This window comes from Chryseobacterium luquanense (assembly GCF_026460945.1).
Classification (GTDB): domain Bacteria; phylum Bacteroidota; class Bacteroidia; order Flavobacteriales; family Weeksellaceae; genus Chryseobacterium; species Chryseobacterium luquanense.
Window position 1 is genome coordinate 672,588 of the sequence record NZ_JAOVZV010000001.1, and the last position, 22,698, is coordinate 695,285.

General features: G+C 34.0%; 16 protein-coding genes. 3 read left to right on the plus strand and 13 right to left on the minus strand.

What is annotated here, in order from left to right; genetic code table 11:
- Positions 1–29: 29 nt before the first annotated feature.
- The 4 genes from truB to OEA66_RS03125 all read right to left on the minus strand — a co-directional run bounded on the left by truB (position 30) and on the right by OEA66_RS03125 (position 3,023).
- Entirely contained in the window at positions 30–731 is a 702-nt protein-coding gene (gene truB, locus OEA66_RS03110) for a tRNA pseudouridine(55) synthase TruB (RefSeq protein ID WP_267279984.1), read from the minus strand.
- Positions 732–911: 180 nt separating this feature from the next.
- Entirely contained in the window at positions 912–1,730 is an 819-nt protein-coding gene (locus OEA66_RS03115; RefSeq protein WP_267279985.1) for an undecaprenyl-diphosphate phosphatase, read from the minus strand.
- Positions 1,731–1,827: 97 nt separating this feature from the next.
- A complete protein-coding gene (locus OEA66_RS03120) occupies positions 1,828–2,124 on the minus strand; it encodes a DUF3098 domain-containing protein (RefSeq protein WP_267279986.1) in 297 nt (98 codons plus the stop codon).
- Between the two features lie 2 nt (positions 2,125–2,126).
- The gene (locus OEA66_RS03125; protein WP_267279987.1) at positions 2,127–3,023 is read right to left on the minus strand and encodes a cell division protein FtsX; all 897 of its coding nucleotides are present in this window, start codon (positions 3,021–3,023) and stop codon (positions 2,127–2,129) included.
- Positions 3,024–3,114: 91 nt separating this feature from the next.
- Here OEA66_RS03125 and rsmA point away from each other — a divergent pair, with 91 nt between their 5' ends.
- Positions 3,115–3,885 carry a 16S rRNA (adenine(1518)-N(6)/adenine(1519)-N(6))-dimethyltransferase RsmA gene (rsmA, locus tag OEA66_RS03130; protein ID WP_267279988.1) on the plus strand — a complete coding sequence of 257 codons (771 nt, stop codon included), beginning with the start codon at positions 3,115–3,117 and terminating at the stop codon, positions 3,883–3,885.
- A gap of 53 nt (positions 3,886–3,938) precedes the next feature.
- On the opposite strand, the gene OEA66_RS03135 is transcribed toward rsmA, so the two are convergent.
- The 8 genes from OEA66_RS03135 to OEA66_RS03170 form a co-directional block, all read right to left on the minus strand.
- Entirely contained in the window at positions 3,939–6,287 is a 2,349-nt protein-coding gene (locus OEA66_RS03135) for a choice-of-anchor L domain-containing protein (protein ID WP_267279989.1), read from the minus strand.
- A 125-nt stretch (positions 6,288–6,412) separates the two neighbouring features.
- On the minus strand, positions 6,413–9,922 hold the full coding sequence (locus OEA66_RS03140; protein WP_267279990.1) for a choice-of-anchor L domain-containing protein: 3,510 nt from the start codon (positions 9,920–9,922) through the stop codon (positions 6,413–6,415).
- A gap of 266 nt (positions 9,923–10,188) precedes the next feature.
- Positions 10,189–12,567, minus strand: coding sequence for a choice-of-anchor L domain-containing protein (locus tag OEA66_RS03145; protein ID WP_267279991.1), 2,379 nt, complete (start codon positions 12,565–12,567; stop codon positions 10,189–10,191).
- A gap of 169 nt (positions 12,568–12,736) precedes the next feature.
- Positions 12,737–13,267 carry a DUF1003 domain-containing protein gene (locus tag OEA66_RS03150; RefSeq protein WP_267279992.1) on the minus strand — a complete coding sequence of 177 codons (531 nt, stop codon included), beginning with the start codon at positions 13,265–13,267 and terminating at the stop codon, positions 12,737–12,739.
- An 11-nt stretch (positions 13,268–13,278) separates the two neighbouring features.
- Entirely contained in the window at positions 13,279–14,052 is a 774-nt protein-coding gene (locus OEA66_RS03155) for a TIGR02757 family protein (protein WP_267279993.1), read from the minus strand.
- A 127-nt stretch (positions 14,053–14,179) separates the two neighbouring features.
- Positions 14,180–15,094, minus strand: a complete 915-nt coding sequence (locus OEA66_RS03160) for a ribonuclease Z (protein ID WP_267279994.1) — start codon at positions 15,092–15,094, stop codon at positions 14,180–14,182.
- 120 nt (positions 15,095–15,214) lie between these two features.
- Positions 15,215–15,784, minus strand: coding sequence for an RdgB/HAM1 family non-canonical purine NTP pyrophosphatase (gene rdgB, locus OEA66_RS03165; RefSeq protein WP_267279995.1), 570 nt, complete (start codon positions 15,782–15,784; stop codon positions 15,215–15,217).
- Between the two features lie 83 nt (positions 15,785–15,867).
- Positions 15,868–16,698, minus strand: a complete 831-nt coding sequence (locus OEA66_RS03170) for a CPBP family intramembrane glutamic endopeptidase (protein ID WP_267279996.1) — start codon at positions 16,696–16,698, stop codon at positions 15,868–15,870.
- Positions 16,699–16,891: 193 nt separating this feature from the next.
- On the opposite strand from OEA66_RS03170, the gene OEA66_RS03175 reads away from it, so the two are divergent.
- Both OEA66_RS03175 and OEA66_RS03180 read left to right on the plus strand, forming a co-directional pair.
- On the plus strand, positions 16,892–18,088 hold the full coding sequence (locus tag OEA66_RS03175) for an MFS transporter (RefSeq protein ID WP_267279997.1): 1,197 nt from the start codon (positions 16,892–16,894) through the stop codon (positions 18,086–18,088).
- 245 nt (positions 18,089–18,333) lie between these two features.
- Positions 18,334–19,929 (plus strand): peptide chain release factor 3, encoded by a 1,596-nt coding sequence (locus OEA66_RS03180; protein ID WP_267279998.1) that lies wholly within the window; start codon positions 18,334–18,336, stop codon positions 19,927–19,929.
- A 187-nt stretch (positions 19,930–20,116) separates the two neighbouring features.
- On the opposite strand, the gene OEA66_RS03185 is transcribed toward OEA66_RS03180, so the two are convergent.
- Positions 20,117–22,414: a reprolysin-like metallopeptidase gene (locus tag OEA66_RS03185; RefSeq protein WP_267279999.1), complete on the minus strand. Its 2,298-nt coding sequence runs from the start codon at positions 22,412–22,414 to the stop codon at positions 20,117–20,119.
- Positions 22,415–22,698 lie beyond the last annotated feature (284 nt).

The following is a 22,698-nucleotide window of genomic DNA, read 5'->3' on the forward strand; positions in this document are numbered from 1 at the left end:
GTGAGAAAAATGAAATCAATAATAAATTTTTAACCATAATTCTCAAATCTATATTCATTATTTAAAAATTCAGAAGTACCATCTTCGATTTTATAATCGCCGATTTTTGTTCTTCTCAACTGCGTAAGATATGCTCCAACATTCAATTCCTGACCAATATCGTGTGCTAAACTTCTGATGTAAGTTCCTTTTGAACATCCAACGGTAAAACTTATTAATGGAAAATTAATTTCGACATCTTTAATATAATGAATCGTAGTTTTTCTGGATTTCATTTCAACTTCCTCTCCTGCTCTCGCCAAATTGTAAGCTCTTGCTCCATCAATTTTAATGGCAGAAAAAATGGGTGGTTTCTGATCTATTTCACCCAAAAATTTATCTAAAGCATTTTTCACATCTTCTTCAGTGACATTTGAAAAATCCTGATGAAGAATCTCAGGTTTTTCGGTGTCGTAAGATTCGGTTTGAACTCCGATTTTAATTTCCGTCCAGTATTCTTTGGGAGCATCCTGAATTTCAGGAATTTTTTTGGTGAATTTTCCTGTGCAGACAATTAATAATCCTGTCGCTCTCGGATCTAAAGTTCCGGCGTGACCGATTTTGAATTTTTTCGGAAGATCAAATTCGCGCTTTAGTTTATATTTCATTTTATTGACTGCCTGAAAAGAAGTCCAATCCAGAGGTTTGTCTAATAAAAATATGTGTCCTGACTGTAGTTCTTCAGCTGTCATTGTTTGGGTTGGAGAGTTTTTAGAGTTTGGATGATTGGAGTTTTAATTAATTACAAATATTTTTATGATACACCAGATTGCAGCCCGGCTTGAACGGAGCTCTTTTTGCCGTAGCGAAGCGAAGGTAAAAAAGTGGGAGTGGAAGACGGAAATAGCTGCCCAAAATGTAATTGGTATTTGTTATTTAAACCAATAAAAATATATCAACAAAGCAATCCCCACAAAAATACGGTACCATCCCCAAGGTTTGAAGCCATATTTATTTAAAACTCCGATGAATGCTTTGATAGCAATAAGCGCTACGATAAATGCAACGATATTTCCAACAATAAAAATGGTGATATGATCCTGAGATTCAAGAATCATTTCGTAGCCTTTGCTTTCGTTTGGTGTTCCTTTACCCCAAGTTTTTACAAAAACTGAATACACCGTTACCGCCAACATTGTAGGAACTGCCAGAAAGAATGAAAATTCTGCGGCTGCTTTTCTACTTAATCCTTGCGTCATTCCACCAATAATAGAAGCTGCACTTCTACTCGTTCCCGGCATCATTGCAAGACATTGCCAAAAACCAATAGTGATTGCTTTTTTGATTGATAAATCTTTTTCGTCATTGATAACAGGATTTTTAAACCATTTATCTGCAAAAAGTAAAACCACTCCACCTAAAACTAAAACTGAGGATATTGCAATCTGATTTCCTAAAACATCTTCAATCATATCATCAAAAATATACCCTAAAACCAAAGCAGGAATTACAGCAAATGCCAATTTATAATAAAACTGAAGGTTTTTAAGATCAAAAAACTTTTTCCAATAGGCTACAACGACCGATAAAATTGCCCCAAACTGTATAGAAACCTGAAACATTTTAAGAAATTCTGTTTCTTCCAACCCCATCAAACTTGCGGTAAAACCCATGTGAGCGGTTGAAGAAATAGGTAGATATTCTGTAAGACCTTCTATGATTGCAATAATTATTGCTTTAATTAAATCCATTTTATGTAATAAAAATTAAAAAGACTAAGAAATCCAGAGATTTAGCAACACTGTCTAAATTCCCAAATTTCTTAATCTTTAAATAAAAATTGTAATTCTATTTTCTTTTTAAAATTGCGTACACTTCAATCACGAAGCCAATTACAACAAGCAACGGTGCAATTCTGATTCTTCTGATGGAAAAAATATCGTCATTCCAAACATTTGGATCTAATTTTCCGTCAACTGTGTTTGCATCGGGTCCCATCATCAAAAGAAAACCGACAATGATACATGCAAGACCAATCAGCATCCATTTAAAATTCTCTTTACCGAAATAAAAATTGCTTTCCTCAGACACTTTTGTTTCGTTACCATAATCTGATGCCGAAAATTTATTTGTTTTTTTGCTCATTTTTAAGAATAATATAAATCGTCAACATTAGATCTCAAGAATCTCCAAGTTGCAATTATTGTACTTAGTATTGTAATGAAAATTCCCAATCCAAAGATAGAAACAACCAGCCAAATGTATTGATTTGTATCTTGTACGAAAGGTGTTTTTATAGTAGTTGTAAAATAATACCAAATTCCGAAAAGCGCCAAAAGACCGATTAAAGCACCTAAAATCCCTAAAATAAGAGCTTCTTTTATAAATGGTGTTAAAATAAATCTTCTTTTTGCACCAACCAGCTGCATTGTTTTGATGATAAATCTTTTTGAGAACACCTTTAGTCTGATTGAGTTGTTGATTAAAACAATAGCAAGAACTAAAAATAATACACAGAATGCTAAAATCCATTTTAAGATTTTATTTAAATTATTATAAATTTTCTGTGAATCTGTATCGTTTTTTACATCTATAATTCCGGGAACAGCTTTAATCTCTTTTAAAACACTTGCAATTTTAGTAGAATCTGTGTATTCTGCTTTAAGAGCAACTTCTACAGATGCAGGGTAAATATCTTCTTCGAAAAGTGCTTCCGTATCAATCCCCAAGCTTTTTTTCGCCTCGGCTGTAGCCATTTTTTTAGAAATATATTTAGTTCGTTTTACCGACGGCATCGCTTTAATAACTTCAACGGCAACTGCTTCCTGTTTTGCTATTTTAGCAGAATCTTTAACATCGTAGTTTTCATCGAAATAAGCATTTACGACTAATTGCTCTTTTAAATAGTCAGAATATTTCTGAGCATTGATTAAAATAAGCCCCATTAATCCTAACAAAAATAGTACTAAAGCGATACTTACCACGACTGTAATATTGCTGGACCGAAGTCTTTTCTTATTAAACTCTTCTACAGATTTAGCCATTAATATTAAAATTTTTGGCTAAATTAGAAAAAATCTTCCGAAATTTGGAACGAATTATAGAAAATCATTGTTAACAAAATCATAAAAAACATTGAGTGTAAAAGCAAAAAAACATCTCGGTCAACACTTTTTGACAGATGAAAATATCGCAAAAAAAATAGTTGACGGACTAAGTTTTGAAAATTATGAAAACGTACTTGAAGTAGGTCCCGGAATGGGAGTTCTTACCAAATATTTAATTGAAAAAGAGCAAAAAATATTTCTTGCAGAGATTGATAATGAATCGATTGAATATCTGAAACAGAATTACGAAAAAATCACTGAAGAAACTTTTGTAGGAGATTTTCTGAAGCATGATTTTGCTGGTTTAGAAAATGAACAGATCGCAATTATAGGAAATTTCCCATACAATATTTCATCACAGATTCTATTTAAAATTGTTGATCATTATAAACAGATTCCTGAAATGGTAGGAATGTTCCAAAAAGAAGTTGCGGAAAGAACTGCCGCCATTCCAAGAACAAAAGACTACGGAATATTGACGGTTTTAATTCAGGCTTATTATGATGTAAAATATCTTTTCACCGTTCATGAAAATGTTTTTAATCCACCACCGAAAGTAAAATCGGGAGTAATCAGACTTACAAGAAATCCGAAAGAAGGTTTAGCAGGAAATGAAATTCTTTTTAAGCAAATCGTAAAAGCAGGATTTAATCAAAGGAGAAAAAAATTATCGAATGCCTTGAAAGTTCTAAATATTCCTGAAGCTTTGAAAACGCACGAATTTTTAGATAAAAGAGCTGAAGAACTCAGCGTATCAGATTTTATTTCTTTCACTCAACTTTGGAAAGAAAATCAATAAATAAAAAATGCCTTTCAAATCTGAAAGGCATTTTTCTTATTTCATATAGAGAATTATTCCCTGTTTTTCAACATAATCCAACCCGATCTGCTCATCTGAGTTTTAGATTTATTGTATTCAAAATTGAATTTGTACCAATACGTTGCAGTTGGTAATCTTTTTCCACCTACAGTTCCGTTCCAGATTGGTGTTTCTTTAGTAAATCTGAACATCTCAACACCGTATCTATCATAAATGGAACCTGTAAAGTTTTTGAATGCTCCTAAAGATGTTAAATCTAAAACATCATTTACACCATCATTATTCGGAGTGATAACGTTATTAATTTGTAAAGTAAAAAATTCTATTGAGCCATAACAAGTTGTCCCTTTAATTCTTACTCTCACTATATAATTTGTATTATCTAAAAGACCTGTGAAAACATTGGATTCTTGCCATTGAACTCCACCATCAATAGAATATTGAAGTACTCCGGGAATATGATTAATAGGAGGATTTTCTGCAGTAACTGTTAATGTATTATTCTCGTAGTTTAAGTTAGTAATATATGGAGAAGCAGCCGCAGTAACGGTTACCGTAAATTCTTTTTCGCAAATTGCATTTTTAATAAGAACTTTGTAAACACCAAGCTCAGTGGCAGTAATTGTCTGAGTAGTTGCACCAGTACTCCATAAATAATCGGTACCTGTTGCTGCTCCAGCGTCTAGAACAATAGTATCGCCAATACACATCTCAACATCCAATAGAGGAGTGGTAATTGCCGGAATTACTTCTACCGTAACATTTGCAGGCTGAAAAGATCTACATCCTTTAGCTCCTATAGCATAAACCTGAAAAGTGGTTGTCTGATAAACCGGTATTGTTTGTGTATCGCCACTTCCCATGAAATTTACCCATTCGTAAGTAACTCCACCTGTAGCTTTTAAAATTACACTTTCACCTGCACAAACTCTTATTCTGTTTGAAGTAAGACCTGCAATAGGAGTAACTTCTCTCTCTAATTTGAGTTCGATTAATTTACTACAGAATCCACCGTCTGAAACTTGTACATAAAGAATCTGACCGTTTGTCCCGTTGTAATCTGAAATATTTGCGATATAACTGTTATTTAAAGCCTGTGCATCTGCCAAGTTTTCATAAAAACGGAATGTAGCTGTTGTCGTTGGGCTGATTAATGGTTTAGCACCGTTTAAGTTAAAAGTTGTAACATCCGGAGTACTACAAAGCAAATAAGTAGCATTTTGCGCTAAAGGAGTTGTACCTCCATTAATTTTTATACTTGCCGACCCAGGACAAGGATTTCCGGGAACACTTACTTCAATTTTGTAATCTCCCGGTTGTATTGCTGTAATTGTATTTGTAGTAGCATTAGGAATTACAGCTCCATTTAAATACCATTGGTAATTTAAATTTGGTCCACTTGTAGATGCCGTTATCACTTGAGGTACATTATCACATACATTAATTTCAGCAGGCAATTGAGCCCCTGCAGGATCTAATAAGTTTACTCCAATATCAAAAGAACCAGCTTCCAAAAACACTGCAGAACCATAGCTACTGTCTCTTGCATCAGCTACAACCATCTTAATATGATAAGATTGCCCGGGAATTACAGTCGCTTCAGCAGTAAGAGGTGCTGTAGTACCGTTATAATTGGTTGCATTGGGAGATAATGAGCCAAAATATTGAGCATTTATTGGTCCACAAGAAAAACTTGCCGGTAAAATATTGGGTACAGAAACGGGTCCTGCACCTCCCGGTAGAATTGCTAAATTCGTATAAGTAGAACCCGGTGTATTAGGTTTTAATAATAAAGCAAAAGCATCATCATATTGAAGTGGCGGACAAGGATAAATACCTTCATATTCCTCAGAAGCAAAAATATATCTGAATTTCATCTGTGAACTTGTCGGTACAAAATCAAATTCTAAAATAGCAGCATTACTAATTTGAGTACTTACACCAATAGCTGCGATAAGATCTGCATCACTTCCTCCACCATTACCATCACTTAAAGTAATAGGTTCAAGAGCATTACCTGCCTTTCTTGCCCATCCTGTCGTTAATATAATCCCTTCTTCAAAAGGAAAAGTTGAAGTTGTTTTATTGAAATAGCCCCAAAATCTGTTGTTATTTGTAACAGGTTGATTTGGGCTCACTGTTACATTAGAAATATTAGGAGTTCCGCAAGAACCGGAAGTACCTACCAATACATCTGTAACTAATTGTGTAGGTGTATAATTACTTGCAGGATATGGAGGAACATTTACATCAATATAAGCTCCTGCTTTTTTTGAAGCTAAATTAGTTTCTCTAATCGGTTTTCTTGATTGAATTTGTTGAGCATAAAAAACATTGGTGGTGAGTAAAAATAATGAATACAGCAGTAAATATCGCTTCATAATAATATTTGTTTCAACAAATTTAAAAGTTTTTTAAATATACTCCATCAATAATTCTCTTTTTAACATAATAAAAAAACACGCCTTTCAAATCGAAAAGCGTGTTTTAGAAAATATCATAAATATTAATTTCTATTTTTAAGAAGTATCCATCCTGATTTCAATTCAAGTTTTTTACTTGCCGGGTTTTCCCATTGAACTCTATACCAATAAGTTCCTGTAGGTAAATTAATCCCTTTAAGAGAACCATTCCACATTATATTTGACTTATCTGCTTTAAATAATTCGGCTCCATATCTGTCAAAAATTGATGCTGCAAAATTTTTGTAATTGCTAATTCCAGAAAAGTCAATATAATCATTTACACCGTCATTATTTGGAGTAATTGCATTGCTCATCAAGAATGTGAAAAACTGCAATGAAGTTCCACATTTTGCACCAACTACTCTCACTACCAAACTATAATTGGTATTTTTCATCACACTGTAAAATATATTTGAAGCCTGCCAAGTAACACCGCCATCAATTGAATATTCTAATACCCCTCCAGAAGGATTTGTAGTAGAAATAGTAAGAATATCTTTATCAAAAACTACATTGGTAAATTGTGGTAAATCAGGATTAATAATTTGTGCTGTAAACAGTCTAGAGCAAGTTCCGTTGCTTATTGTGACAGAATAAGACCCCGGAACATTGGTAGTAATAGTTTGTGTAGTTGCACCTGTACTCCAAACATACGTATAGTTTGGCCCTGCTCCGGCATCTAATGTTGCAGGATCTCCCGCACAAACATTCACATCTTTTAAAGAAGAAACAATTGCAGGAACAACTTCTATTGTAATTGTCGCAGGTGTTGTCGATACACATCCGTTTCCACCTAATGCAAAAACCTGATAAGTTGTAGTTACATTCGGTGTTACTATTTGTGTATTACCTGTTCCTGTAAGACCTACCCAATTGTAAGTAAATCCTCCGCTCGCCGTTAATGTAGCTGATTCACCTGCACAAATTTTTAATTTAGAAGCAACAACAGAAGCAGTCGGCGGTCCCACAACGATAGTAATAGAGGCAGGATTAGCAGAAATACACCCATTTGCTCCTACAGCAAAAACCGTGTATGTTGTATTATTTGCCGGAGAAACTACTTGAGTTGCACCATTTCCGGTAAGACCATTTCCCCAATTGTAAGTTGCACCACCCGAAGCCGTTAATGTAACAGATTCTCCAGGACAGATTTGCTGGAATGTGGAAGCTAAATTTGCAACTGGTAAAACTTTATCCTGCACTACAGTTACAGAAGCTGTAAAAGTACATGTCAAATTTCCTGGTTGTGTTACGTTTGTTACAGTTAGAGTATAAGTTCCTCCTGCATTTACAACAGGATTTAAAGTATTAGCTCCTGAAACAATCGTTCCTCCGGTTGTTGTCCACAAAATTGTCGATCCCGTTGGAATTGTTGATGCGGAAGCATTAAGAGTTATCTGTGGAACAGAACACGTAATCGTTTGAGGAGCTGCTATTGTTAAATTTGTTGCAGCGGTTGTCTGCAATTGTAAAGTTACAACATAGCTACAGCCTCCATTTTTTACAAGTACATAAATTGTTTGATTTCCTGCGCTTGAAAAAGTTGTAGGAGCACCAATTGTACTTGTATTCCCTGCGTTTGCATCTGCCTGATTGATGTAATAAGCAAAAGTTGCAGTTCCTACAGAGGTAATCTGAGATTGAGCAGATGTTAAATCATAAGTAATGCCTCCTTGCTGATAACATTTTAGAAGAGTAGCATTCTGTAAAGTTATTGGTTGTGACACTTCAATTGTAATTGTTGCAGGAGCACTTGAGATACAACCATTTGCTCCGGTTGCTATAACCGTATAAGTTGTAGTTGCTGTTGGTGTTACAGTTTGGGTATTTCCAGTACCTGTAAGACCTGTCCACGTGTACGTTCCTCCTCCTGAAGCAGTAAGAGTAACAGTTTCTCCTGAGCAAATCAATATTTTACTTGCAGTAAGCCCGGTTGTAGGCGGGGTACTGTTTCCAACAACATTTACATCGGAAGTAGCTGTACAGACTATATTTCCTGGTTGATAAGTATTTGTGATAGTTAAAGTATAAGTTCCTGCTGTATTCACTACAGGGTTTAATGTATTTCCGCCTGAAACGATATTCCCACCCACTGTAGTCCATGCAAATGTAGAACCTGTTGGATAAACCGACGCAGAAGCATTTAACGTAATCTGAGGATTTGTACATGTCAAAGAAGCTGGAGCGGCAATAGTCGCTGTTATTGGTGGAGCTTTTACCAATTGCAACTGTGCAACTTTTGAACAAAACCCATTTTTAACTAAAACATATATTGTTTGACCTCCTGCACTTGAATAAGTTGTAGGAGCTGCAATAGTACTTGTATTTCCTGCATTAGCATCCGCTTGATTCACGTAATAAGAAAACGTTACTCCAGGAGTCGTACTTATTGCATTTTGAGCGGTCGTCAAATTAAAATTAACATTTCCTGCTGCGTAACAACTTGTAAGTGTCGCATTTTGAACTGTCGGTGAAGTTCCACCAACGATAGTCACTGTCGCTGTTCCGGGGCAAGAGTTTCCAGGAATTAATACTTCTACTTTATAAACTCCCGGCAAAGTTGCTGTATAAGAAGCTGAAGTTGCTCCAGGGATAACTCCGTTATTTAAATACCAAACATAAGTCGCTCCAGGAACTTGTGTAGAAGCGGTAAAAGTTTGAGGTGCATTATCACAAACATTTATTGAGGCAGGAAGCTGAACTCCTGCAGGTCCTAAAATCTGTACACCGATATCAAATGAACCTGCCTCTAAAAACACTCCTGAATCATAAGCTGGATCATCATAATCCGCTAAAACCATTTTAAAATGATAAGATTGCCCAGGAACGACAGTCGCTTTCGCCGTTAACGGAACTGTACGTCCACTAAAATTAGTTTCTATCGAACTTGTATTATATCCTCCAAAATAAGCAGCATTAAGGGCTCCGCAATTTAATGGATTACCATTGAATTGATTTGCCGGCCGAATATTGCTAACACTTACAGGTCCTGCACCAGCCGGTAAAACTGCTAAGTTTGTGTAGGTTGAACCTGGTGTATTTGGTTTCAAAAGCAAAGCAAACCCATCTCCAAATTGACATGGATAATTCGACTCATACTCTTCAGAAGCAAATAAATATCTAAATGTAACCTCAGTTGAGGTAGGAACGAAATCAAATTCTATATAAGTTGCATCTTTCAATAAATTATTTGATATTCCTAAAGCTGCCGCTAAATCTGGGTCTCCTTGCGTGATAACTCCATCACTTAACTGTCCTGCTTGAAAATTATTCCCTGATTTATTGGCATGTCCTGTTGTAAGTACAATACCTTTCGCAAAAGGAAAATTGGTAGTTCCCTTATTAAAAAATCCCCATGTTCTTGTTGCATCACCAGTTGAAAGATTTGGGGAAACCAATACATTTGAAACGTTTGCAGTAGAACAAGTAGAACCTCCTGCAATAAGAACATCTTTCACCAATTGTGTTACACTATAGGAAGATTCAACATACGTTGGTGTATTAACATCAATAAATGCCCCTACCTTCATGCTTTGACTTGTTGGTTTCATAGCACTTTTAGCATTTGCCCGCTGTTGTGACAAAGTAAAATTGCTTAGAAGCAGCAAAATCAAAATCGGAAGTAAATTTTGTAATCTACTATTTAACATTTTAAACTATTTTCAACAAAAATACTATTTTTTTTATTCAAAATTTAAGCAAAATTCAATTACATTAGTTTTAACACAATTATATAAAATTCAGATTTTCAGTTTCGTAGAGTATAAAAACAAAAAAGACCGAAAAAAATCGGTCTTTTTATAAAATTTAATTATTGTTATTCAAAGTTTTTCAGTAAAATCCACCCTGTTTTTACAACTAGTTTTTTACTTGCTGGATCTTCGAATGTTACCTGATACCAGTAAGAGGCTGTAGGTAATTTTTTACCCTGGAAATATCCGTCCCAATAAGGTCTTATTTTCTCAGCTTTATAAACCACTCTACCATAACGGTCAGAAATAGAAGCCTGGAATTGTTTATATTCACTTACACCTCTGAAATCAATCATATCATTTACATTATCCCCGTTTGGAGTAATAACGTTTTGCATTACAAAAGTGAAATATTCTAAGAATCCTACACAACTTGTAGTTTTCACTCTTACTCTGATAGAAACTATTGTGTTATTAGGAATATTATTAAATACATTAGAACCTTGCCAAGTTAATCCGTTATCAACTGAATATTCCAGTACTCCACTTGCAAGATTGTTAGCCGTAATTACTAATGTACCGCTTTGATTATAATCAACATTTACGATTTCAGGGATAAGAGCCTGCTTAACTTCTGTAGTATATCTTTTAGTACAAACACCATTGCTGATATCTACATAATAAAGTCCCGCAGCTGCAGCGACAATAGTTTGTGTTGTCGCACCGTTACTCCAAGAATAAGTATAATTTGGTCCCGCTCCGGCATTCAATGTCATTCTATCACTTTCACAAATAAATCCTCCTGAAAGATTAGATGTAATTGCCGGAACTACTTCTACAACTACAGTTGCCGGTTGCAAAGATTTACATCCCTGAGCTCCGATTGCATAAACCGTATAAGTTGTAGTTTGGGTAGGTGATAATGTACGAATTGGAGTAGAAACAGCCGTGTCATTCCACTGATACGTAATACCGCCACCAGCTGTCAATATCACAGATTCCCCAACACATATCTTTAATCTAGAAGCTGTAAGTGTAGCGACAGGAGTTTCTTCTTTATTTAAAGTTAAAGTAACCCGCTTACTACAGAATCCTCCGTTTGAAACCACAACATGTAAAACCTGCCCATTGGTTCCATTATAAGATGCTAAACTAGCTTCAGGAATATAGTTATTATTCTGAGCTTGAGCATCAGCTAAATTCACATAAAAACGAAATACCGCACCGGCAGTTGTACTAATAGATGGTTTTGTAGAATTTAAATTAAAAGTTGATAAGCTTGGTGTAGTACAAATTTTCAAGGTAGCATCTTGTGCAACGGGACTTGTACCTCCAATAATTGTAATAGTCGCAGATGCCGGACAAGTACTCCCAGGAACGGAAACTTTAACTTCATAAACGCCAGGAGTAGTTGCAACATAACTTACTGATGTGGCATTTGGAATAACTATACCGTCTTTATACCATTGATAAGTAGCCCCAGTAATACCGTTTACCTGAGCAACTAAAGTTTGTGGGACATTGTCACATACATTTAGACTTGATGGTAATTGAACGCCATTTCCGTCTACTAATTTAATACCTATATCAAAAGAGCCTCCTTCAATGAATACAGCAGAATCAAAACCTGTATCTCGGTAATCTGACAATACCATTTTAAAATGATAAGCAACTCCGGGTGTTACAGTAGCAACTGCCTGCAAAGGAACCGTTCTTCCATTATAGTTTGTAACAATATTAGTTGAGGCATTGTAACCTGCAAAATATTGTTCATTAATCGCTGGACAAGGAAGTAGACCACCATCATCTCTAACACTGCCGTGAATATTTGTCATACTCACAGGACCCGCACCTCCCGGAAGTACAGCAACATTTACATAAGGTCCACCAGAAACAGGTTTTATTAAAAGTGCAAACGCATCAGAATATTCACATGGATAATTACCTGTATATTCTTCTGATGCAAAAAGATAATTAAACTTTACCTGGCTGGAGTTAGGTACGAAATCGAACTCCAACATTACATTATCGTTATAATTATATTGTGGATTTGGATTTGGTACAGCCGCCAAAAGATCTGCATCATTTTGTCCTGCTCCAGTTACTATTGCACTTGCTCCTGACGCAACATTTCCTGCTTGCCGTGCATATCCCGTTGTTAAAACAATTCCATCTGTAAACGGAAAGTTTGTTGTTCCTTTATGAAAATACCCCCAAAATCTATCATTATTTGTAGCTGCCTGATTAGGCGTTACAGTTACATTACTTACATTGGGTACACCACAACTGGTTCCACTATTAATTAAAACATTTTTCACCAATTGTTCCGCAGTGTATGTAGAAGGAACATATCCTGCAGCATTAACATCAATGAATACACCTGCTTTTTTATTTGTAGCATTTACTAAATTTTTTGGTGGTTTTCTTTGTTGGGCAGAAATAGAGGCCGAAACAAAAAATACTGCAAAAAGAAAAAGATAATTTTTTAGTCTATATTTTAACATTTTGTAATTGTTTGCCCAAAAATACTACTTTTAAATGATTTAAAACGCACTATAGAGGATATTATTGGCAGTAATATTCTATTTTATTTAAATTCTAATGAAATTTTAATTCATTTCTAATCTCAGTAAATAAAAAGACCGCCAAAGCGGCAGTCTGTAGATATTTTTTTTAATCTTTTTTCATTTCATCAATTTTATGCTGAAGTTCTGCAATTTTATCCTTTAGAAACTTAATTTCATTTTTATTAGAATTCACATTGCTTTTCAAAATTGTCTTTTTAGCTCTTTCATTGTGATCTTCTTCGTCATCCTCATCATTAATTTCTTCAATATCTTCCTGAATATCTTCAATATCTTCACTAATTTCTTCCAAATCTTCAGAAATTTCTTCTATATCTTCGCTGATCTCCTCAATATCCTCTTGAATGTCCTCAATATCTTCCTGAATATCTTCAATTTTCTCATGACTTTTATTCACAGACATTTGGATAAGAATCGAGAGATAAATTGCTTCTAAAGACAAAACTGTGGTCAAAACCAGCAACATTTTATCAAAATCAATCAATCCTAATGCGGGTAACAGAAATGATGTCAAAAAAAATAAGGTATGCAAAATCAATGACGGAATCGAACCAATCCATGATGTAATTCCATCGGCTATTTTCTCTAAAAATTCTATTTTTTCGTGCGGTGTTTTCATTATTTTCTTGTTTAAAATAATTCTTTCGTTACTCCCAATCCAAACAAAGCAAAATCATATTTTGCAGGATCGTTTTCGTCAAATTTTCTTATAATTAGATCTAATTCTTCAACTGTTTTCCAATCATTTTGAGTTCTGGAAATCAGTCCTAATTTTCTTGAAATATTTCCGGTATGAACATCCAAGGGGATTGATAAATATTTTGGATTGATGTTTTCCCAAATTCCAAAATCTACGCCACGATTATCATTTCTGATCATCCACCTCAAAAACATTATGATTCTTTTTGAAGATGAATTTTTATAAGGCGAACTCACATGTTTATGTGTTCTGTGTTTTTCAATTCCTAAAAACTTCTGTCTGAATCTTTCAATGGAATGCTGAAAATTGCTTTCATCATTGATAACTAAAAACAAATCTTCAAGACTTTGATTTTCAGTATAAATCTTATGAAATTGCTTGATAAAATAAGAAAAATCTTCTCCGTTAAAAGTTCTGTGAATATTTTTATCTTTAATAAACTCTAAATCTTTCTCAGAATAATTCATTACAAAATCATACGGAGAATTGCCCATAATATCGAGCATTTTTTCAGCAGATTTAATAATTGATTTTCTATTTCCCCATGAAATTGTCGCTGCCAAAAAACCGGCAATCTCAATATCCTGTTTTAAAGAAAAACGATGCGGAATCTGAATAGGGTCATCCTGAATAAACTCAAGATTATTATAAATATCAGCTTTTTCGTCAAGAAAATCTTTTAATTCAGAAAAATTTAACTTCATTATTTAATCAACATTTAAGAATTAAAAAAATTTAACCATTGAGATTCTGAACAGTTTAAATTTATCTGATTCTAAATCCTACTTAAAACTAAACTGTCTTATACTTTTAAAATTGTTCATTCGAAATTTAAATTTTCACCGCTTCCAAAGCTTTAGGCAAAAATGTATTCGGGAAAATCTGCCTTGCTTCATCGGTAAAAACGGTTAAATCTCCATAACGATTAGAAAAATGTCCTAAAATAAGTTTCTCAACCTCAGCTTTTTTAGCAATCGTTGCAGCTTCCAAAGCAGTGGTATGACCCGTATAATCCGCCATTTCTTTTAAATCATGCAAAAATGTAGATTCATGATACAAAACAGTAACATTCTTAATGATAGGAATCACAGATTCCAAATATCTTGTATCGCTGCAAAAAGCATAAGAAACTGAAGGCGCAGGAGTTGTCGTTAAAATTTCGTTGTTTAAAACATATCCGTCACTCAAAACAAAATCTTTTCCGGCTTTCAAATTATGGTAATCGCAGGTTTCAATTTCATCATATTTTGAAACTTCTTCCATGTTAATATGACGTTCCTTCGGCTTTTCTTTAAAAAGATACCCGTTACAATAAATCCTGTGATCAAGCGGAATTGTAAACACTTCTACTCTATTGTCTTCATAAATTTTCTCTGAATAATCTTTGTCTAATTCATGATAAACCACTTCAAAACCGCGATGCGTTTCTGTCATCGTAAAAATAGTTTCCAGCATTTTTTTTATTCCCTTCGGCCCATAAACATGCAAAGGAACTTCTCTTCCCAAAAGCCTGAAAGATGCAATCAATCCAGGCAAACCAAAACAATGGTCGCCATGAAGATGCGAGATAAAAATATGATTGATTTTTGAAAATCTTGCCTTCGCTTTTCTCAGTTGAACCTGCGTTCCTTCCCCACAATCAATCAAAAAACATCGCTCTTCCATCTCTAGAAGTTGCGCTGTTGGTGAAGTATTAATTGTTGGTATTGCTGAATTAAAGCCTAATATCGTTAAATAAGTACTCAAATCAATAGTTTATTATAGCAAATGTACAATAATTGAGGTTAAAGTTGAGAATTAGGTTGAGGCTTAGATTAAGAATGAAAATAATAGCTCAAAAGTCTTAACCTAAACCTCAATCTTAATCTACTTTTTCAAAAAATCCAAAAACAAATCCAAAGCTTGTTTTCTATGGCTTATTTTATTCTTGTCTTCGGGATTCATCTCTGCAAAAGTCATCTCATAACCTTCGGGAACAAAAATTGGGTCATACCCAAAACCTTGATGACCTTTATTTTCTTTCAGCAAATTTCCGTAAGCTCTGCCGTCGAAATATTTTGCTCCGTTTTCGTCATAATAACATAAAACAGTGATGAAATATGCTTTTCTGTTTTCCACATTTTCCATTTCACTTAAAACTTTTTCAATATTTTTAGCAAAATCGTGATTACCAGCATAACGCGCCGAAAAAATTCCAGGTCTTCCGTCTAAAGATTCCACGACCAAACCACTGTCGTCTCCAAGACTTGGAATTCCTGTTTTCTCAAAACAATATTTAGCTTTAATCAAAGCATTGGCATTGAAAGAATCTCCATCTTCAACAATCTCGTCATGAAGATCGTAATCAGCAAGACTTTTTACAATAAATTCGTCTCCTAAAATCTGTTGTATTTCTTCTTTTTTATGCAAATTGTGTGTTGCAACCAGTAATTCCATTTTTTATTTATTTTTTGTAAAACCCAAAAAACACAATTTAATTATTGTGAAATTTGTAAAAGCGTTAGTAATATAGTATTTAGTTAAATCTCAGAGTAATGTACTTTATATTTCTTCATAAATAAATAATAAAATGAAGAAAAAAGTAAAATTCCGATAGCCAGTATGATGTATTCTGAAACTTTAAAAGAGTCTGCAAAGCTTTCTGTTTTTGCGTAAAATATTAAGATCGACGAACAAAGATTGTTAAATCCATGCAAAAGCATCGGTAAAAGAAGTGATTTTGTTTTATAATAAACCAATCCTAAAACTGTTCCCAATAAAACCGCTCCTACAAACTGCCACGGATTTCCATGAACCAAACCGAAGACAACTGATGCAAAAAATATCGCTTTCAAAGGTTTCACTCCTTTATTAATCAAACCTTTCTGAATAATTCCTCTGAAAATAATTTCTTCAAAAATTGGTGCCATAACTACCGCAGTAATGACCATTACAACAGGATTATTCGTCATCTGATTCATCAAATCAGTAAAAAACTCATAATATTTTCCGAAAAAAGGACCAGTCGTAGGGATTTGTGAAGTGATAAATTCTCCAATGAACATCATCCCCAACATCATTGGAAAAATCAAAAGATAGGTGTAAAAATTGGTTGGAGAAAAGTTGAAATTCAACTTCATTTTTGTAGAAGGTCTCACAATCAAAAAATCAAATGCAGCAATAGCCGCAAGAAATCCAGCTGCGTTGGCAAGCATAAAAAACCAATCTTTCTGTTGTAAATCTTCTTTAAAAACAAACATCCAAAAAACATTAAAAAAAGAAACCAACATTGTTCCTGCAATTAGCCCTACAAATAAAACAAGACCACCAAGCCAGGTAAATGTGAATTTAGGGTATCTGCTTTTTTCCATTTTAATGATTTAAAAATTTTGTGAAACAAAGATAAATGTTTTTAAAAGAAAATTGGAAGGGAGAAATTCAGTCTCAAGAAATTTCCAGTAAATTATTATTTTATAAATTCTGCCTAATTCCTTTTATCTATCATAATTGCTTCATTATGAAGTTTAATCAAACTATCTTTGCAGCTTAATTTTTCAAGTTAACATGGATACTTCATTAAGCCAGCCCAAAAATCTCAATTTACAATTAATAACTTATGTCTGTTTTACTTTTGTAGGATATTTTATCATCGGATTATCGCTTTCTGTACTTCCTATTTTCATTAATAAAAGTTTAGGTTTCAGTCTTTTGATTGCAGGAATGGTGATAAGTTTACAATATATCTCTACCTTTTTTCTAAGAGCTTATTCAGGAAAAATGATTGACGGAAAAGGTCCGAAACCCGCAGTTTTATTAAGCATGATAGGATTTTCTTTAACCGGAATTTTCTTGATTTTGGCTTATTATTTTAAATTCTCACCCATTCTAAGTCTCACATTTTTGATTATAACAAGACTTTTGACAGGTTGCGCAGAAGGTTTGGTTGGAGCAAGTCCTATCAATTGGGCAATTATGGCTTTAGGTGAAAAACATACCGCAAAAATCATTTCATATAACGGAGTTGCGTGTTATGGAGCTTTGGCAATCGGTGCATCTTTAGGAATTATTATCGAACAAAAATTCAGTTTATACGGAATCGGAATTCTCTCCATTATTTTAGGAATTATCGGGTTTTTATTTGCTAAAACAAAGGAAAACAAAACCAATATCAGTCAGAAAGAAACACAATCTTTTTGGAAAGTTTTAGGTAAAGTTGCTCCATTTGGTGTTTGTTTGGCTTTAGGTGGAATTGGTTTCGCAAGTATTTCTACCTTCATCACTTTGTACTATAATCATTTTCATTGGAGTAATGGAGCTTTATGTCTAAGTGTTTTCGGTGGATTATTTGTTGCCGGAAGATTGGTATTCAGCAACGTTATTAATAATTATGGCGGAATTAAAGTTGCCATCGCCTGTCTTTTAGTAGAAACCATTGGATTATTAGTCATTGCTTTTGCGACGAATGCACAAATGGCATTAATTGGAGCAGGAATAACAGGCTTAGGATTTTCATTGATTTTTCCAGCTTTAGGAGTAATGGCAATTAAAAGCGTCTCGCCCTCAAATCAGGGCTCTGCTTTAGCTGGTTACGGACTTTTTATTGATATTTCCTTAGGCGTTGCAGGACCTATTATCGGAAGTGTTGCCGATTTTTTCGGAATGCAGTTTATCTTTCCTTTCAGTGCCGCAATGGTTTTTATTGGTTTAGGTCTTGCATATTTCCTGAAAAGAAAGACAAATTTGAATAAGATTGAGGAATAAGTTTTAAATTTACACAAAACATCTTTGATTTTTAAACTAATGGGACTCACTCCCGCAGATTTCACAGATTCACATAGATTTTTTTCCTACAACTTTTGCGAGCTTGTAATTCTACATTAAAACTTCAAAGTAATATGCTGTAAAATCTTTTGTGACTTTTGTGGTAAAAAATTAACTATTTCAATTTAAAATCCAATTTTCAGAATCCGATTAAATTCACGATTTTTGCAAATTCAAACTACGATATGTCAGACTTAATCAAAGAAATAGAAAAAAGAAAAACCTTCGGAATTATCTCTCACCCCGATGCCGGAAAAACAACTCTCACTGAAAAGTTACTACTTTTTGGAGGTGCGATTCAAGAAGCGGGTGCGGTAAAATCCAATAAAATAAAAAAAGGAGCCACCTCCGATTTCATGGAAATTGAAAGACAGAGAGGTATCTCCGTGGCAACATCTGTGTTAGCTTTTGAATACAGAGATCATAAAATTAATATTTTGGATACTCCCGGTCACAAAGATTTCGCTGAAGATACGTACAGAACTTTAACTGCTGTTGACTCTGTAATCGTTGTAATTGACGTTGCAAAAGGAGTTGAGGAACAGACTGAAAAATTGGTAAAAGTCTGCAGAATGAGAAACATCCCGATGTTGGTTTTCATAAATAAACTTGACCGTGAAGGTAAAGATGCATTTGATTTGCTGGATGAAGTTGAGCAGAAATTAGGTTTAAGAGTTTGTCCGCTCTCTTTACCAATTGGTATGGGAAGTGATTTTCAGGGAATTTATAATATCTGGGAAGACAATATTCAGTTATTTTTAGAGGAGAAAAAGCAAAAAGTTGGTGATTCTATTAAGTTTGATGATATCAATGATTCTAAAATTGATGAAGTAATCGGTGAAAAACCGGCAAAAAATTTAAGAGATGAATTAGAATTAATCCAATCTGTTTATCCTGAATTTAACCGTGACGACTATATGAATGGAGAACTACAGCCTGTTTTCTTCGGTTCAGCCTTGAATAATTTTGGAGTTCGTGAATTGCTAAATGCATTTATTGATATTGCTCCGATGCCTCAACCAAAAGAAAGCGACACACGTTTGGTAAAGCCTGAAGAAAGCGCTTTTACAGGATTTGTTTTTAAAATCCACGCCAATATGGATCCTAAACACAGAGACCGTTTGGCTTTTGTGAAAATTGTTTCAGGAACATTTAAAAGAAACGAAAATTATTTATTGGTAAGAGAGGGCAAAAAAATGAAATTCTCTTCTCCAAATGCATTCTTTGCAGATAAAAAAGAAGTTGTTGACGAAAGTTTCCCTGGAGATATTGTCGGACTTCATGATACAGGAAGTTTCAGGATTGGTGATACCTTAACGGGTGGAGAAAAATTGAGTTTCAAAGGAATTCCGAGTTTCTCTCCGGAACATTTCAGATATATTAATAATAACGATCCTTTGAAGGCAAAACAGTTGGCAAAAGGTATTGATCAGTTGATGGATGAGGGAGTTGCCCAGTTGTTTACGCTTGAAATGAACAACAGAAAAATCATCGGAACAGTGGGTGCACTTCAGTATGAAGTTATTCAATATCGTTTGGAACATGAATATGGAGCAAAATGTACTTATGAACCACTTTCTATGCATAAGGCCTGTTGGGTTGAAGCGGATGAAAAATCTGAAGAATTCAGAGAATTTGCAAGATTAAAGCAGAGATTTTTAGCAAGAGACAAATACAATCAATTGGTTTTCCTGGCTGATTCTTCTTTTACAATTCACATGACGCAAGAGAAATTTCCGAATGTGAAACTACATTTTATTAGTGAGTTTCAAAATGCTTAATTGAACTTTTAAATTTTAAAATATAATCCGCAGAAAAATTTGCGGATTTTTTCATTCTTTAAATATGATATTTTTGAATTATTTTAATTATTTGAAATCATCTATTCTCAACGAGAGAGAGATTATTTTACAATAAAAAAAACCGTTCAAAAGAACGGTTTTTTTTATTAAAATTTAGGTAATAAAATTATTTATGAAGCATCAAAAGCTTTTTAACAATTTTTTCTCCGTCTACAGTTACATGAATCATATAAGTTTCTGTAGGAACATGTTTTAAGTTAATTTGCTCCAAATGCTCTCTAAAAATATGGCGCGTTTTTTGAGGAACAACTAATTTTCCATCCATAGCATAAATTTCGTAAGTCACTTTATAAGGCGCTGGTTCTCCTTTATCATCTACCTTAGAAGGGAAATCTGCTTTAATGTAAACATAACCGTCATTTGATGGAACAGGATAAATCATTAAACCTTGGAAAACACGAACTGGTGGTACTACAACTGGAGGAGTTACTACTACAGAAGAATTAATTGTAAAATTCTGTAGGTTTACATTTAAAAATATATTATTCACCGCTTTAACCATAATTCTTGCATTGGCGATATTCCCAAGACCTCCTGGAACTGTATAACTATAACTACCATTATTTGGCGTACTCGCAACTAATACCGTTGGGAAAGTAAGACCACCATCTGATGATAATAGAATTGTTACATTTGGTGTGCTTACAGGAGCTGCAGTGGTATTTGCAACATTCCAAGTAATGTTTTGCACTTGTCCTTCACTCCAAATAATTCCTGCTGTATTTTGAGATGTTACAGTAAATGGACCCGCTCCTGCATTTACAGTTACTACCATGTCATCTGAATTATTCCCAGAACCTCCCGCTCTATTATCACGAGTGGTGAATCTAAAGTTATATGTTCTTGCCACATTTGACAGAGCTTCTACAACAATAGGTGAAGCCGTACCAAGAGGACTTGAGGTTGTAGTTGCTCCTGTAAGTATTGCTGCTAATGGCGGGAAATATCTGAATGGAACTGTTTGAGGAGTGTAAGATCTGAAAGTTGGACCCGAAGCTTTCGTCGCTGTAGCAACTGAATTAGCATTAGTTTGAGAAGTAGAAGCATTATCCATCTGTTCCCAAATATAAGTTAGAGGATCTGAGTTTCCATCAGTACCAGTTCCTGTAAGCACAAATGGAGTTCCTCTCGGAATAATATAATCTGCGCCGGCATCAGCTGTAGGAATTGCATTTCCTGTATCTGTAACTACAGGACATGTTTTTGTTTTAATATTATTGGTAATCTGCTGAATACTTACTGCATGAAAAAATGGATCTGAATTCATTTGAACATTATAATTAGTAATACCAGCGTAAGCCATAATCGTAGAACCGCCACCTGGCTCCACATTTACTCCTGTTCCTTCATTAGCATTCGAAAATGTATGGTTTCCACCAAATTGATGTCCCATTTCGTGAGCTACATAATCGATATCAAATGTATCTCCAGACGGAATACCATTTGCAGGGGAAGTATATCCGCGACCTTTTGTACCGTTTGTACATACGCAACCAATACAACCTGCATTTCCACCACCTCCGGTAGAACCAAATAAATGTCCTATATCATAATTTGCTTCTCCAATTGTAGCAGTTAAGTTATTTTGTAACTGTGTATTCCAATTCGCCATTGTTGTGTAAGGATCTGTAGCTGCATTTGTATAAATAACGCTAGTATTATTTGCAATCAGTACCATTCTCGCAGAAAAATCTTTTTCAAAAATCCCATTTACACGAGTCATTGTATTATTCATTGCAGCTAATGCACCGGCTACTGTTCCTCCAAAATAGGTGGTGTATTCTCCATTACAAGATAATGCCAATCTGAAAGTTCTCAATTTACCATCATCGGCATTTGGTCTTGCAGTAAGATTAGAATCATCAAGACCTTTTTGAGCAACATCAAGAACTGTACATTCAAATTTATCTAAGCTCTGCTTCTTATCTGATTTTTTATAAACAACATACGTTGAAAGATCTTTAGTGTATGGCTCAATAAAAACGGCAGATTTGTTTCCATAAAGTTCCATTGAAGAAAGTCCCAAAGGTGAAACGCTGAAATAAACAGTATTGCTTGAATCTTCCAAACTTTCACCAATATAAGATTTAATGTCAGGATATTTCGCAGCTAGTTCTGGATCAAAGTTAGAGTTTTCTCTTACTTTAAAATTTTCAAAAACACCTTCAGAATTTGGAAAAGATATAACTGTATTCGATTTTGTAAAACTATTTGTCGTTTTTACCAAAGCATTCTTTAAACCTGAAAAATCAAGGTTATAAACTTTGGGATGCATAATATCTGTTTTATTCTCAAATACTTCTGAAGTATTTCTTGGAGATGTCTCTTTCCAAAGTTGTTTGGTTTGTGCCAAAAAAATATTGGAAATAAAAAACACACCCATCACTAGTAGTTGTTTTTTCATATAATCTTTTCTTTTTTTATATCTAATTAAACATTATAAATTTTTAACCTCAATATTTTTATACTGATTCTCTATATTCAATAAATTAAAATCATCATTTAAAAGTATGAGTATTTGATTTATAACAAATAATAAAACATCAATACTAAGAAACAACGACTTTTCATTATGAATGTCTCAAAAAGCAAAGGTAAATATTATTATATTTCCAATGATAATTTTCTTTTAACATTTTTAACATTTAACTAAAATCTTTGTAAAACAATTTTTCAAATTTTACAATC

Coding starts and splice junctions, on each gene's coding strand:
- truB (WP_267279984.1), bottom strand. CDS start 731: ATGACAGCTGAAGAACTACAGTCAGGACACATATTTTTATTAGACAAA.
- OEA66_RS03115 (WP_267279985.1), bottom strand. CDS start 1,730: ATGGATTTAATTAAAGCAATAATTATTGCAATCATAGAAGGTCTTACA.
- OEA66_RS03120 (WP_267279986.1), bottom strand. CDS start 2,124: ATGAGCAAAAAAACAAATAAATTTTCGGCATCAGATTATGGTAACGAA.
- OEA66_RS03125 (WP_267279987.1), bottom strand. CDS start 3,023: ATGGCTAAATCTGTAGAAGAGTTTAATAAGAAAAGACTTCGGTCCAGC.
- OEA66_RS03135 (WP_267279989.1), bottom strand. CDS start 6,287: ATGAAGCGATATTTACTGCTGTATTCATTATTTTTACTCACCACCAAT.
- OEA66_RS03140 (WP_267279990.1), bottom strand. CDS start 9,922: ATGAAACCAACAAGTCAAAGCATGAAGGTAGGGGCATTTATTGATGTT.
- OEA66_RS03145 (WP_267279991.1), bottom strand. CDS start 12,567: ATGTTAAAATATAGACTAAAAAATTATCTTTTTCTTTTTGCAGTATTT.
- OEA66_RS03150 (WP_267279992.1), bottom strand. CDS start 13,267: ATGAAAACACCGCACGAAAAAATAGAATTTTTAGAGAAAATAGCCGAT.
- OEA66_RS03155 (WP_267279993.1), bottom strand. CDS start 14,052: ATGAAGTTAAATTTTTCTGAATTAAAAGATTTTCTTGACGAAAAAGCT.
- rdgB (WP_267279995.1), bottom strand. CDS start 15,784: ATGGAATTACTGGTTGCAACACACAATTTGCATAAAAAAGAAGAAATA.
- OEA66_RS03170 (WP_267279996.1), bottom strand. CDS start 16,698: ATGGAAAAAAGCAGATACCCTAAATTCACATTTACCTGGCTTGGTGGT.
- OEA66_RS03175 (WP_267279997.1), top strand. CDS start 16,892: ATGGATACTTCATTAAGCCAGCCCAAAAATCTCAATTTACAATTAATA.
- OEA66_RS03180 (WP_267279998.1), top strand. CDS start 18,334: ATGTCAGACTTAATCAAAGAAATAGAAAAAAGAAAAACCTTCGGAATT.
- OEA66_RS03185 (WP_267279999.1), bottom strand. CDS start 22,414: ATGAAAAAACAACTACTAGTGATGGGTGTGTTTTTTATTTCCAATATT.